The organism is Rhodoferax sp. AJA081-3 (assembly GCF_017798165.1).
Classification (GTDB): domain Bacteria; phylum Pseudomonadota; class Gammaproteobacteria; order Burkholderiales; family Burkholderiaceae_C; genus Allorhodoferax.
On record NZ_CP059068.1, the window covers coordinates 3,584,396 to 3,597,312 of the forward strand.

Sequence of the window (12,917 nt, forward strand, 5' to 3'; positions counted from 1 at the left end):
GCAGGCACTTAAACGGGGGCTTTGGCCCCGTTTTTTATGGTGATTCAACGCAAGCCCAGTCGCGTCAGCTTCTTGATCAGCCCCACCCGCGAGATGCCCAGGCGCCGCGCCGCCTCCGACTGGTTGCCACCCGCAGCAAGCATGGTGTCACGCACCAGGCGCAGTTCCAGTTCCAATAGTGCGGCATCCAACGGACCGGCGCCCTCGCCATGGGCGGGGAACTCGGTGCGCGGTGCGGCATCACCCATGTCCCCGCTGGCCAGACGCAGCAGTTCGGCATCCACCGCACGCTGGTCCGGCAGCAGCAGCGCACCCGCGGATTCCACCACCGCCTTCAGCTCGCGCACATTGCCCGGCCAGTCGCGCGCCATCAACCAGGCAAGGGCTCCGGCCGACAACGCGGCGCGTGGCGCCACACGGTGCAGAAAACGCGTGGCCAGTAGCGGGATGTCGGCGGGGCGCTCGGCCATCGCCGGGGTGCGCAGCACCACACCCTTGAGCCGGTAAAACAAATCCTCGCGGAATGTGCCCTCGCGCACCATGGCCTCCAGGTCGCGGTGGGTGGCGGCCACCACGCGGGTGTCGGCATGTTTTTGCACGCGGCCACCCACCGGCACAAAAGCGCCCTCCTGTAGAAAACGCAGCAGCTTGACCTGCATGGGTGGCGGCATTTCGCCGACCTCGTCCAGAAACAAAGTTCCGCCGTGTGCGGCCTCGACCAGGCCCGGCTGGTCGCGGTAAGCGCCGGTGAAGCTGCCCTTCATGTGGCCAAAGAGTTCGCTCTCCAGCAGCTCGGCCGATAAGGCGCCGCAGTGGATGGCCACAAACGGTCCGGTGCGGCGCGCGCTGCAGGCGTGCAAGGCGCGGGCGACCAGCTCCTTGCCTGTGCCGGTTGGCCCCAGCACCAGCACGCTGACCGTGGTTTGTGCCACGCGGCGCACCAGTGCGCGCAATTGCACGGTGGCCGGCGCCTGGCCAACCATGCCCAGGTCGTCCACCGCCTGATCAGCACGCAGCGAGTTCAGCTCCGCATCCAGCCGCGCCTTGCGCAGGCCACGGGCGACGACAAAACGCAGCATGTCGGGGTCTATCGGCTTGGTCAGAAAGTCCCAGGCGCCGAGTTCGGTGGCACGCAGCGCCAGTGTGTGGTCGCCATGGCCGGTCAGCACCACGACCGGCACACGTGCGAACCGGGGGATCAGCTCCAGGCCGATCTCGGGGTCCATGTGCGGTGGCATGGCCAGGTCCAGCAGCACCAGCTCGGGTTGCTGTTGGGCAAACGCGGCCAGCGCCTGCGCGCCATCACCGGCCAGCGTGACGGTGTGGCCGAGGCCGCGCAGGAAGTTGCCGCCCAGGCGCTGGAAGGCGACCTCGTCGTCGACCAGCAGCACGTGGCCCATCTCGGGCTCGGTTGCAGCGGCGGTCTCGGTGTTGTCGGTTGGCAGGGTGGTCATGGTGGGGTGGTGATGGTTGTCGTCAGCGGAAACCGCAGCGTGAAACAGGTGCGCCAGGGCGCGCGTTCGGTTAGTGCCACCGAGCCGCCATGCGCCGCCATGATGCGCGCCACGATGGCCAGGCCCAGACCGGTGCCGCCGGGGCTGCGCGACGCAAAGGGTTCAAACAGGCGGCTGCGGATTTCTTCCGGCACACCGGGGCCGTTGTCGCAGATGTGCAGAAGCACTTCGGTGTCGGTTGTCTCGGCATCGATGTGCATGGGGCTGTGGGTGGATGCGATGGCAATACGCGCGTTCTCAAACAGGTTGGTCAACACCTGGTCCACACGCCGCGGGTCGGCGTCCAGCAGTAGGGGCTGGTCCAGCCCGGTGCCCAGGCTCACATCGGGTAGGCGCAAGGCAGCCGCGCGCACCTGGGCGGCCAGGTCCATGCGAATGGTGCTCAGCTTCCACGGCTTGGCGTAGTCCAGCAAGTCGCGTGTCAGATTGGCGATGCGCCCCACCTGGTCTGCCACCTCGCGCCGCGTGTCGGTGGGTGCTGTAGCCACCGACATGGAGATGATGTTCAGCGGGTTGCGGATGTCGTGGGCGACCGTGGCCGCCAGCGCGCCCAGCTCGGCCAGGCGCGCCTGCAACTGGCGCTCGCGTTCACGGGTCGCGAACTGCTGGGCCTGGTCTACGCGTGCCGCGGCTTCTGCCACCACGGTGCCAAACAGTTCGGCCACATGGCGGGGCCCGGGTGGGGCGGCGTCCCAACCCATCAGCGTGGTGCTCCAGCCCCCGCTGCTGGTGTTGCAGACAAGTTGTGGTGTGCTGGTGGTGGTGTTCGATGTGTCGCCGATGTAGACGTCCACCTGCGTGCCGATGCGGTTGCTGAGCAAGGTTGCAGCCTGCTGGGCCAGCGCCTGCGGGGTCTCGGCCGACTGCAAGGCGGTGCGCCAGGCACCCAGGTCGGCAATCGACACCTCACCACCGGGGTACACCAGCCGCTCGGCAAAGCGCCGCACCGGACCGTTCAGCGCCAGCACGCTGGCCGCCACCGCCAGCCCGCCCAGCCAACGGGATTCAAATGGCAGCAGCAGGGGCGTCACCACCACCACCACCGCACCCAGGGCCAGCAGCAACGCCCAGACCAGCGCGCGGCGCGCCCAGGCGTTGGCCACAAACACGCCGTAGCGCAGGATGCCGTAGACCAGGATCAGCGAGTACAGCGGCAGCCCCAGCAGCGGAAACGGGTAGATGGGCAGGTCCAGCACAGCCATGCCATACCCGGCCAGGCAGACCATGCCCCACAGGCAGGACGCGGCGACGGCAGCGATCTGGCGAAACTTCTGTTGGTCTTGCGCGCGGTGCGCACGTAAAAGTGCTGTCAGCAACACGGCCACCCCGCCAATGCCCAGGATGACCCAGGCCATGCTGGCGACGAAACCCACAGTGTCGGCAATGGCGATCCAGCCAATGTCGCGGTGCTGCACGATGTGGCCCGGCACCATGACCATGGCCGCGATGCTGGCGCCCGCGCCCAGCGCGTAGGCCGCAGCGACGCCCCAACGGCCAATGTCCACACGGCAGAACACCGTGCAGAAGTGGAAAAACAGAACCGACGTAAAGGGCGCGGTGGACAGCAATAGCATCATCGTCTGTTCGGTCTGTGGCCCAAACCAGTTGGGCAGTTCGTTGCCGGTCATCCACAGCGAGATGCCAAAGAGAAAGGCGGCCAACAATCGCGCACCGGCCACGCGGTCCGCCCAGGCCAGCAGCACGGCGGCCAGAACCAGCGTTTCGAGCAAGGCGAACCCAAGGACGGCGTGGATCAGCATGGAAGAACTGCGGTTAAGAGGGCGCGGGGCATGTCGGGGGACCTGTTCCTGGAGTTAACGATGAGGGCTTTACGGACTGTAAACCAAGTATGCAGGTCGGTGAGCGATTTTCAATGAAATCAAGGACTTGCGAGCGGTGCCGGGGCTGGCCCGGTTCTCGCAATAAGGAGTACATAAGCAACTCCAGCGAGCCTTCCATGTTTGCCTTGACCACCCTCCTGCCCAGCCGCCTGACCCCCAGCGCAGCGCAAGTGAACACCGCACTCGACCTGCCAGCCCTGGTCGGTGCCGCCGGCTGGTCGCGTCTGCCTGCGGCGGTGCAACGCCGCTTTGGCATCGCCCATGCCGACGTGACGTACGAGGGCCTCATGGACCTGCGCTGCTCGTCTATTGGCCACATCTACGCCGCACTGGCGCGCGTGCTGGGCGGCCCTCTGACCCACCTCAACACCAACGCCATGCCAACCACCGTACGCGTCAGCGACAACGGCCACGGCGGCGTGATATGGGAACGCTGCTTCCACACTGGCGCCCAGGGCCACGACCGCACCGTGCGTTCCACCAAGGAGCTCGGTGCCGACGGCGGTCTGCTGGAGCGCACCGACGGCGGCCTGAGCATGTCGTTGGATGTGTTTGAAGAAGCCGGCGCACTGGTCTTTCAAAGCCGCCGCTTCTGGCTGGTCTGGGGCCGTCTGCGCCTGCCCGTGCCGGCCCTGCTGACACCTGGCACCTGCCGCGTGGCGCACACCGACCTCGGTGAGGGCCTGTTCCGCTTCACCCTCTCCATGGTGCACCCGCTGTGGGGCGAAACCTTCCACCAAACCGGCGTCTTTGCCGACCCAACACCATGAACACCATTTTTTTTCTGCTGTCCGTCCAGGCCGTTATGGGCGCTTTTGACAACCTGTGGCACCACGAGCTACAGGCCAAGCTGCCCCAGCGCATCTCGGCCCGCTACGAGTTGGCGCTGCACGCCGCGCGCGAGGCCATCTACGGCATCGTTTTTATCGGCCTGGCGTGGTTTGAATGGCGTGGTGCGTTTGCCGCTGTATTGGCTGCCATGCTGCTGACCGAACTGGGCATCACGCTGGCCGATTTTCTGGAGGAAGACCGCACCCGCAAGCTGCCACCGTTCGAGCGTGTGCTGCACACGGTGCTGACTATCAGCTACGGCCTGTTCCTGGGGTTGCTTGCGCCGGTGTTGTGGGGCTGGGCGCAGCGGGATACCGCTCTGGCGTTAACGCTACACGGCTGGATCTCCTGGCTGTGCACGGTCTACGGCGTGGGCGTGCTGGCCTGGAGTGTGCGCAATGTGCGGGCTGTCTTGCAACTGAATCGTATGGCTGCGCAGGTGCGACCACCGGTGCCGTTGGCCAATGGCCATCGCATCACCCCCGCCGTGTTGGTGACCGGAGCCACCGGTTTTGTCGGCAGCGCCTTGGTGGCCGACCTGCTGCGCGATGGCCAACGTGTGATCGTGCTCTCGCGCGACCTGTTGCAAACCCGCGCCACCTTCGGCCCAGGCGTATGGGTGGTCGACCGTTTGGACGCCATCCCCAGCGAAACCCGCATAGACGCCGTCGTCAACCTGGCTGGCGCGCGCATACTGGGCCTGCCATGGACCGCGTCGCGCCGCCGTGAATTGCTGGCAAGCCGCGTCGGTGTCACCGCCGCCGTGGTGGACCTGATGCGCCGCCTGCAACAGCCACCGCGTGTACTGGTCAGCGCGTCGGCGGTAGGCTTCTATGGCGCATCTCCCCATGCATCGTTTGAGCCATTGGACGAAACCGCTGGTCCACGCCCTGGTGAGTTCCAGTCCGATTTGTGCGCTGCCATCGAACACGAGGCCCGCCGCGCCGAAGGTCTGGGTGTGCGTGTTGTGCGCTTGCGGTTTGGCGTCGTACTGGGCGGGGGCGATGGTGCGTATCCCATGCTGGCCCTCAGCGCCCGCCTGGGGTTGGGCGCGGTACTGGGCAGCGGGCGCCAGCCTGCGCCTTGGATACACCTGGATGACGCGGTGGGTATGGTTCGTTTTGCGATGGCACAGGATACGCTGCGCGGCCCGGTCAATGCCGTCGCGCCGGACACCGTATCCCAGGCCCGGTTTGCACAGGCCCTGGCGGCATCCTTTGGCCGGCGCGTCTGGATGCGTGTGCCCGGTGCGCCTATGCGCGCTCTACTGGGGGAGATGTCTACACTGCTGCTGGATGGCCAGAATGCAAGGCCGCGGGCGGCAGTGGCCGCGGGTTACCGGTTTGCCTACCCTCGGCTGACATCTGCACTTATGGCCTTGGCTTTCCAAGACCCCGATATTGCCGCCGGGCTGTCTCAGGCGACATGAACACTCTGCGATGGCAGTGGACCCTTGCACTACAACCCGACATCGTTGCAAGCGTCAAATCAAATCGATTACATCCTTTAGGTGTGCAGCCGTTTGTGGAAGCTCCCTTCTCTCAAAGAGGTCCACCATTTGCGCTGCGGTGATTTCTGGTCTATTCCAGCGGACTCGCATTTTCTTTATTGCTGCAAGTGCTTTCGGGGGATTCAACATTATTTGGTTTCTCACAAACTGATCTGGCGTCTGCAATTCGATATCAAATCGCGTCAGAACAGAAAGCGGGAAGTCTTTAGTGTTTGAAGTAACTATTGCATCCGCATTTCCTCGGATTGCTGCAGCAAGCACATGCCTATCGTTGGGGTCTGGCAACTCAATCGAAGGAATGAATGCTTCGTACTCGACAACTAGGCAATCTGGTATTGCCGCACGCATGTGTTCTACTGCGTGCGCAATACTGGCTTCAGTGCCCGGCTTATTTTTGAGTAGCGCTTTTGTCCACTCCCTTTCAATTTCAACTGTCCATCTGGCCGTATACAAATCGGCATGCGCAAGGCTAAGCAGCACATCTCGCTGCAATCGAGGATACAGAACGCAAGCGTCAAGTATTGCTGTGTATCGCCCGCTCACAGCCATTACAACTCCTGGCCTATCTCGTCAGAAGTCTGACGCAATTTAATGAGAGCATCTTCAGACCTTTTCTTTTGTTGCTCCTGGTACCTGACCAGTGCTTCAAACTCGATTCGTCGATGGCTATTGACGAGACGACAGCTCAATCGCCGGGCCTCGATTTCCTTAATGACAAACGGACGGGAAACGTTTAAGAACGCTGCTGCTTCTTGTGTTGTCAACTCGCATTTTTGAGGGACAAGTAGCATTGGCTCTCGCTTCGCCATCTGTCGCAACACATCCGCGAAGAATCGAAGAGCCCGGGGTGGAATCGTTAACACGGGCATATCGCCCCCCACCTCGCCAGTATCGATGGTTACCTTGATTTGATCAGCTTTTGAATGGTCCAAAGCAGAAACCAGGCACGCCCGCGCTACGGCCGCCATTTCCGCCTCAGCCACGCTGGCTGGATCGAGAACATGTTGACTCATACTTCCTCCTTGCAGTTGCAATCGTAATCAAACAGACTACTTCAATTGGCATCAATCGCAATATTAGCAGTAAACGAAATATTCGCAATGAATTCACGAGGGTTCTCGTAGGGGTTTCTTTCTTCACTGGTCAGGTGAGCGGACGTAACCTGCCCACGCTTAGCCGAGCTGTCCCATCTCCCAAACTCTGCCAAAATCCCCCCATGAACGCGCTCAATACCACCGAATACACCCACGCGTTGGGCTCTCAAGCAAAAGTGGCGTCAGCCCGCATGGCAGCTGCATCTACAGCTACTAAAAATATAGCGCTTCGCAAGTTGGCGGCTCTGCTGCGTGAGAACACCCAAGCCCTGCAAATCGACAACGCCAAGGACATTGAACGCGCCATCGCCAACGGCCTGTCCGCCCCCATGGTGGACCGCCTCAAGCTGACCCCCAAGGTGCTGGAGACCTGCGCCCAGGGTTGTGAGCAGCTGGCGGCCATGGCCGATGTGATTGGCGAGATCATTGGCATGAAACAGCAGCCCAGCGGCATTCGTGTGGGGCAAATGCGGGTGCCGATTGGTGTGTTCGGCATGATTTTCGAGAGCCGGCCGAATGTGACGATTGAGGCGGCCAGCCTGTCCATCAAGAGTGGCAACGCCTGTATTTTGCGCGGCGGCTCCGAGGCGATTGAGTCCAACAAGGCGCTGGCCAAGCTGGTGCAGCAGGCGCTGGTGGAAAGTGGTCTGCCGGCCGATGCCGTGCAACTGGTGCAGACCACGGACCGCGAGGTCGTCGGCCAGCTCATCGCCATGCCGCAGTATGTGGACGTCATCATCCCGCGTGGTGGCAAGGGCCTGATCGAGCGCATCAGCCGCGACGCCAAGGTGCCGGTCATCAAACACCTGGACGGCAACTGCCATGTCTACGTGGACGACCCCTGCGACATCGACATGGCGGTCAAGGTGGTGGACAACGCCAAGACCAACAAATACAGCCCCTGCAATGCGGCCGAGGGCCTGCTGGTGGCCCGCGGGGTGGCAAATGTGTTCCTGCCGCGCATCGGTGTGGTGTTTGCCGCCAAAGGTGTGGAGATGCGCTGTGATGCCGCGGCGCTGCAGATTCTTCAGTCAAATCTGCCTCTAGCCCCCGTGGAATATGCACAGAACGCTATCAAATCAGGAGTAATTGCTGGCCATGCCGAACCTGTCAAGCTGACGCCGGCAACCGAGCAGGACTGGTCTGAGGAATACCTGGCCCCCATCATCAGCATCAAGGTGGTGGAGGGGCTGGACGAGGCGATAACCCACATCAACCAGTACAGCAGCCACCACACCGACGCCATCCTGACCCGCGACCACATGCACGCCCAGCGCTTTCTCCGTGAGGTGGACTCGGCCAGTGTCATGGTTAATACCAGTACACGCTTCGCCGATGGTTTTGAATTTGGCCTGGGTGCGGAAATCGGCATCAGCACCGACAAGTTCCACGCCCGTGGCCCGGTCGGCATCGAAGGGCTGACCTCGCTGAAATATGTGGTCCTGGGCGACGGCGAAGTCCGGGCCTAAGGCGCAGACCACAGCCAAATGGGGCCGCAGCCCCCGTATGGATTGCCTGGGCTGCCCCTAAAAGCGTAGCAAACAACCGGTTAGATGTGTTTACCGGTCTGTTATTGGTATCTAACTTGCTGACAACTTCCCGCTCTATGGGCGGGGCCAAGCTGCGCCCATTTTCCCCTTGTCTCCCATAAAGCGTAGTGTTGTGCACCGCTGGTGTGTAGCTTTTGGAGCTTCGTGCACATTTTAAAGACCAAAATACAGACCACTGGTATGGAAATTCTTGGCGTTTTGGGCTACTTGGGGCTACAAAAAAGCAACAACCGGGTAAACACCGTAGACATTTGGCAAAATTGGTAGCATAGTGGCATTCATATTAGTTAATTGGTATGTGAAGCGTAAATACCGCCGATTAATTGGTATCTCCAGATAAACGATTGAACCCAACCACCCTAAAGGAAAACATGAAGCTAACTCGTACCCCCATAGCCTCGGCGGTCGCAGTTGTTCTCATGGGTGTCATGGCCTCCAGCCACGCCCAGCAGACCGCAGCCCCAGCAGAAATGAACGCAGTCACCGTGACGGGTATCCGTGCGTCGCTGCAAACGGCCGTCAATGTCAAGCGCAACGCCACCTCCATCGTGGATGCGGTGTCTGCCGAAGACGTGGGCAAGCTGCCTGACTCGGATGTCGGCGAGGCGATGGGCCGTATTCCCGGCGTAGCGGTAGGCCGCGCGTTTGGTCAGGGTGCCTCGGTCTCCATTCGCGGCTCCGACCCACAAATGACCTACACCACGCTGAACGGTCAAACCATTGCTTCTACGGGCTGGTACGACCAACAAGCCGTCGACCGTTCGTTCAACTACTCGCTGCTGCCCTCCGTATTTATCGGCGGCATGGAGGTGTACAAGTCTTCACAGGCTGATTTGACCGAAGGTGGTATCGGCGGAACCGTGATCGTCAAGACCCGCAAGCCACTGGATTTGCCTTCAGGCCAGGCGTTTGTCGGCGCCAAGGTCGGCAAGGGCACTGTCAGTACCGACCTCACCAAAGAAGTATCCGGCCTCTACAGCTGGAAGAACAACGAGAAGACTTTCGGCGTGCTGGTGGCAGCCGCCCGTGAGCAGGGCGACTACCGTCGCCTGGGCAACGAAACCCTGGCCGGTTGGGGTGGCTCCATGTCTGCCAATGCCTTTGTGCAGGAACGCCAGCGCGATGCATTCAACCTGACGCTGCAAGCCCGTCCTGCTACCGGTGTTGAACTGGGATTGACCCAGACCAACTTCAAACTCAAGGGCGACAACTCCAATTCCTCACTCTTTATTTTCCAAGCGGACTCCTGCACCAATGTCAGCCCGCTGGACGCGAACCTGTGCTTGGCCAGCAACACCGCTGCGCCCGGCAAGAAGGCAGCTGCTCCGTACTTCCAAACCTTTGCACGTATCGGCACGATGACTTCCGACAGCACCGTGTTGAACGGCTCGTACAAGACCGACGGCTTCAAGATCGAAGGCGTATTGGGGACCACCAAGGCAGACGGCGGAACTTCCTTCACGGCGAACTACGGCGCTTCCGCCGCCCCCTGGAATGGCTCCATCAACTCCATGGGCAAACGCATCGAGTTGAGCCCCGTCAACGCGAATGTGACGGGGCTGCCATCGCAGTATGACTCCGGTGGCGGTTCATGGGCCATTGTGCGCCAGCCCAACTCCGACAAGGAGAACTTTGCACAAGCCGACGTGAGTGTGGATCTCGACTGGGGCGTGATTCAGTCCTTCAAGACGGGCGTGCGGGTTGCCAAACACACGTTCACGAAGCAGGCTGATCGTCCTACGCTGAAGGCTTTTGGAACCGTGCCATTCGGAGCCATCTATGGTGGCTCGGAGCCCTTGGGCTTCGAAATGAACGCACCCAGGGCCAACTTGGGCGCAATGGTGACGGACGCCACGCAGTACATCACTGGATGGGTGATGGACCGCAGCGCCTACGGGGAGCTGAACGAAGACAACAAGGCCGCCTACGGCATGTTCAATTTTGAAAAAGGCGCACTGCGCGGCAATTTCGGCCTGCGCTATATCGGCACCGACATCAGCGCTTCCGGTTACCAGTTTGACAGCACCGTGGCCAATCAATCCATCAGCCAAAACAATGGCTGGAGTACTGGTCTGATGACGAAGACTGCGAACTACAACGACGTGTTGCCCAGTGTCAACGTAGCGTGGGATCTGAACAAGAACACGATTCTGCGCCTAGCTGCTGCCCAGGCCATTACGCGCCCGAACTATGGCGACATGTTCCTGGGTGGAAGCGTTCAGGGCTTCAACGACACCATTGCGGGTAACGAAGCGGTCACCATCGGTAACCCCGCTTTGAAGCCGCAAAAGTCTGCCCAGTTTGACTTGGGTGTGGAGTACTACTACGGCAAGGGCAACCTGATCGCGGTGACCTATTTCCACAAGGACGTCGACAACTTCATTACCGCCCAAACCCAGAGAAACCAAAAAATTGGTCTGGTCAGCCCGGACTCCAAGCTTGACAACTGGACCGTCAATACCGTCACCAATGCCGGCGGCGGCAAGATCGACGGTCTGGAGTTCCAGATCAACCACGGCTTTGACAATGGTTTTGGTGTGGCGGCCAACTACACCTATGCGGACGCAACAGCACCGTCTGCCAGTTATGCTGACGAGCTGAATCTGTTCACCGCATCCTCGCGCAACACCGCCAATCTGGTGGGCTACTGGGAAAACGCGGTTTACTCGGCGCGTCTTGCATACAACTGGCGTTCGGAGTACATGATCCGTGAAACGGGTTTCTATTCGAATCGCAAACACGACGCCTTTGGAACGCTGGACCTGTCCTTGGGCTGGAACATCACGAAAGACCTGAAACTGGCATTCGAAGCCCTCAATTTGCTGAAGGCGGATGACATCCAGTACGGCGCGGCTGCGCCGAACAACACCAAGTTGGCGGCAGAACTGCGTGCCGGTTACCCTGCTTGGTCCTTCAAGGGTGAAACAACCTACCGTGCGAGCTTGACTGCCAAGTTCTAATTGCTTGAACTGGTGAAGTAGCGAAAGGGTCCAGTGGTACTGGGCCCTTTTTTCTTGCTTTGACACCCATCAGTACCTTCAATCGCATATGACTATCAACCACATCGCCATCATTGGCGGCGGGACAGCCGGGTGGCTGGCCGCCAACCACCTGGGGTTCGAGCTGCGGCTGGATCCATCGGTCAAGATCACTGTCATTGAATCGCCTGACATTCCAACCATCGGTGTGGGCGAAGGCACGGTTCCTGCCATCAAAAAATCGCTGCGCAAATTCGGCATTTCTGAAGCGGAGCTCATTGTCAGCTGCGACGCAACCTTCAAACTGGGAATCAAATTTGAAAACTGGCTGGATGCGTCCGTGCATGGTCACGGCCATTGTTACTACCACCCGTTCACTGCGCCCTATCCTGGTGGTTTCGACGTTACACCTTACTACTTGGAGAATCGCGATAACTTGCAGTTCTCGGAACTCACCGAGGCATTCCCAGTGGCCGAGGCCATGCGCAGCCCCAAGCGGGTTTCGTCCGAGCCCTATCAGGGTGAGGTGGAGTACGCCTACCATGTCAATGCACAAAAATTCGCGGTCCTTCTGGCAAAAAATGCCCAGGAAAAGTTTGGGGTGCACCATCGGAGCGCGACCGTTGTCGGTGCTACACGCAGTGCCGATGGGTCGATAGAAAGCCTGCTCATTGAAGGGGGCGAGCGACTGCCTTTTGACTTCTACGTGGATTGCAGCGGGTTTTCCGGTTCGCTGGTTGGCAAGGTGCTGGAGACAAAGTTTGTCGACAAGTCGCATCAGATCTTGACGGACCGCGCCCTGGTTCAGCAAGTTGCCACCAGTGAAGGTGATGAGGTGCCGCCCTACACGTTGGCAACCGCGCATGCGGCAGGCTGGATTTGGGACATTCCAGTTTTCAACCGTCGGGGGACCGGGTTTGTTTATTCAAGCGCCCACGTGACGGACGACCAGGCGGCCGCGCAATTCCAAGAGTACTTGGGCATCCACGATAGCCAGTTTTCTCCGCGCAAAATCCCCATGAAGATCGGCTACCGCAAAGATTTCTGGTCGCACAACTGCATAGCGCTGGGACTGTCCCACGGCTTTGTTGAGCCGCTGGAGGCGACCTCCATCCTGTTGACAGATTTTTCGGCCGATCTCTTCTCGCAGAATTTTCCGCGCTACAAGTCAGAAATGCCCCGATTACGGGAGCACTGCAATCGCATCGTCGAGTGCGCATGGGAGCGCATCATTGATTTTGTGCAAATGCACTATCTGATTTCCGACCGCAGTGACAGCGATTTTTGGAAGGCAAACCAAACGTCGCCGCATGTGTCGGACCATCTGTCGAGCCTGTTGGAACGATGGCGCGTACTGCCGCCCAAGAATTCTGACTTGCTCTATCGGTTTGAGTTATTTGACATTTCAAACTATCTGCATGTCTTGTATGGTATGCGTTATGACACGCGCAACGCGCCCATGTCGGACTACATACGCAGCGAGAGCCAGGCCGCGGTGGAGCAAGTCAAGAAAAAGGCGGCCTTTCTGGCCACCCACCTACCCGGCCATCGGGAATGGCTGGTTGGCCTGCGCCAGGCGGTCTTGTAAAAGGGGAACTC

Annotated in this window: 9 protein-coding genes; 5 read left to right on the forward strand and 4 right to left on the reverse strand. The window is 60.4% G+C overall.

Features of this window, described 5'->3' with window-relative positions; all coding sequences use genetic code 11:
- Window positions 1–44 precede the first annotated feature (44 nt).
- Together HZ993_RS16765 and HZ993_RS16770 are read right to left on the reverse strand one after the other, a co-directional pair.
- Window positions 45–1,454: a sigma-54 dependent transcriptional regulator gene (locus tag HZ993_RS16765; RefSeq protein WP_209393879.1), complete on the reverse strand. Its 1,410-nt coding sequence runs from the start codon at window positions 1,452–1,454 to the stop codon at window positions 45–47.
- The gene (locus HZ993_RS16770; protein ID WP_209393880.1) at window positions 1,451–3,274 is read right to left on the reverse strand and encodes a sensor histidine kinase; all 1,824 of its coding nucleotides are present in this window, start codon (window positions 3,272–3,274) and stop codon (window positions 1,451–1,453) included. The genes HZ993_RS16765 and HZ993_RS16770 overlap by 4 nt, the downstream gene beginning before the upstream one ends.
- A 197-nt stretch (window positions 3,275–3,471) precedes the next feature.
- Between HZ993_RS16770 and HZ993_RS16775 the strand changes: the two genes are divergently transcribed.
- Together HZ993_RS16775 and HZ993_RS16780 are read left to right on the forward strand one after the other, a co-directional pair.
- Window positions 3,472–4,125 (forward strand): DUF4166 domain-containing protein, encoded by a 654-nt coding sequence (locus HZ993_RS16775; protein WP_209393881.1) that lies wholly within the window; start codon window positions 3,472–3,474, stop codon window positions 4,123–4,125.
- Window positions 4,122–5,615, forward strand: coding sequence for a TIGR01777 family oxidoreductase (locus HZ993_RS16780; RefSeq protein WP_209393882.1), 1,494 nt, complete (start codon window positions 4,122–4,124; stop codon window positions 5,613–5,615). Before HZ993_RS16775 ends, HZ993_RS16780 begins: the two co-directional genes overlap by 4 nt.
- 54 nt (window positions 5,616–5,669) lie before the next feature.
- Here the strand turns inward: HZ993_RS16780 and HZ993_RS16785 are convergent, their stop codons facing one another.
- Together HZ993_RS16785 and HZ993_RS16790 are read right to left on the reverse strand one after the other, a co-directional pair.
- A complete protein-coding gene (locus tag HZ993_RS16785; protein WP_209393883.1) occupies window positions 5,670–6,245 on the reverse strand; it encodes a PIN domain-containing protein in 576 nt (191 codons plus the stop codon).
- Window positions 6,245–6,709 (reverse strand): helix-turn-helix domain-containing protein, encoded by a 465-nt coding sequence (locus HZ993_RS16790; protein ID WP_209393884.1) that lies wholly within the window; start codon window positions 6,707–6,709, stop codon window positions 6,245–6,247. Before HZ993_RS16790 ends, HZ993_RS16785 begins: the two co-directional genes overlap by 1 nt.
- A 203-nt stretch (window positions 6,710–6,912) precedes the next feature.
- Here HZ993_RS16790 and HZ993_RS16795 point away from each other — a divergent pair, with 203 nt between their 5' ends.
- From HZ993_RS16795 to HZ993_RS16805, 3 genes are all read left to right on the forward strand, one after another.
- On the forward strand, window positions 6,913–8,259 hold the full coding sequence (locus HZ993_RS16795; RefSeq protein WP_209393885.1) for a glutamate-5-semialdehyde dehydrogenase: 1,347 nt from the start codon (window positions 6,913–6,915) through the stop codon (window positions 8,257–8,259).
- 452 nt (window positions 8,260–8,711) lie between these two features.
- Window positions 8,712–11,300: a TonB-dependent receptor gene (locus tag HZ993_RS16800; protein WP_209393886.1), complete on the forward strand. Its 2,589-nt coding sequence runs from the start codon at window positions 8,712–8,714 to the stop codon at window positions 11,298–11,300.
- Between the two features lie 88 nt (window positions 11,301–11,388).
- Complete coding sequence (locus HZ993_RS16805; RefSeq protein WP_209393887.1) at window positions 11,389–12,906, forward strand: tryptophan halogenase family protein; 1,518 nt, start codon at window positions 11,389–11,391, stop codon at window positions 12,904–12,906.
- Window positions 12,907–12,917: the final 11 nt, after the last annotated feature.

Bases quoted from the DNA above. Each gene is read 5' to 3' on its own strand.
- HZ993_RS16765 (WP_209393879.1), bottom strand. From the start codon at position 1,454: ATGACCACCCTGCCAACCGACAACACCGAGACCGCCGCTGCAACCGAG.
- HZ993_RS16795 (WP_209393885.1), top strand. From the start codon at position 6,913: ATGAACGCGCTCAATACCACCGAATACACCCACGCGTTGGGCTCTCAA.
- HZ993_RS16780 (WP_209393882.1), top strand. From the start codon at position 4,122: ATGAACACCATTTTTTTTCTGCTGTCCGTCCAGGCCGTTATGGGCGCT.
- HZ993_RS16790 (WP_209393884.1), bottom strand. From the start codon at position 6,709: ATGAGTCAACATGTTCTCGATCCAGCCAGCGTGGCTGAGGCGGAAATG.
- HZ993_RS16770 (WP_209393880.1), bottom strand. From the start codon at position 3,274: ATGCTGATCCACGCCGTCCTTGGGTTCGCCTTGCTCGAAACGCTGGTT.
- HZ993_RS16775 (WP_209393881.1), top strand. From the start codon at position 3,472: ATGTTTGCCTTGACCACCCTCCTGCCCAGCCGCCTGACCCCCAGCGCA.
- HZ993_RS16785 (WP_209393883.1), bottom strand. From the start codon at position 6,245: ATGGCTGTGAGCGGGCGATACACAGCAATACTTGACGCTTGCGTTCTG.
- HZ993_RS16805 (WP_209393887.1), top strand. From the start codon at position 11,389: ATGACTATCAACCACATCGCCATCATTGGCGGCGGGACAGCCGGGTGG.
- HZ993_RS16800 (WP_209393886.1), top strand. From the start codon at position 8,712: ATGAAGCTAACTCGTACCCCCATAGCCTCGGCGGTCGCAGTTGTTCTC.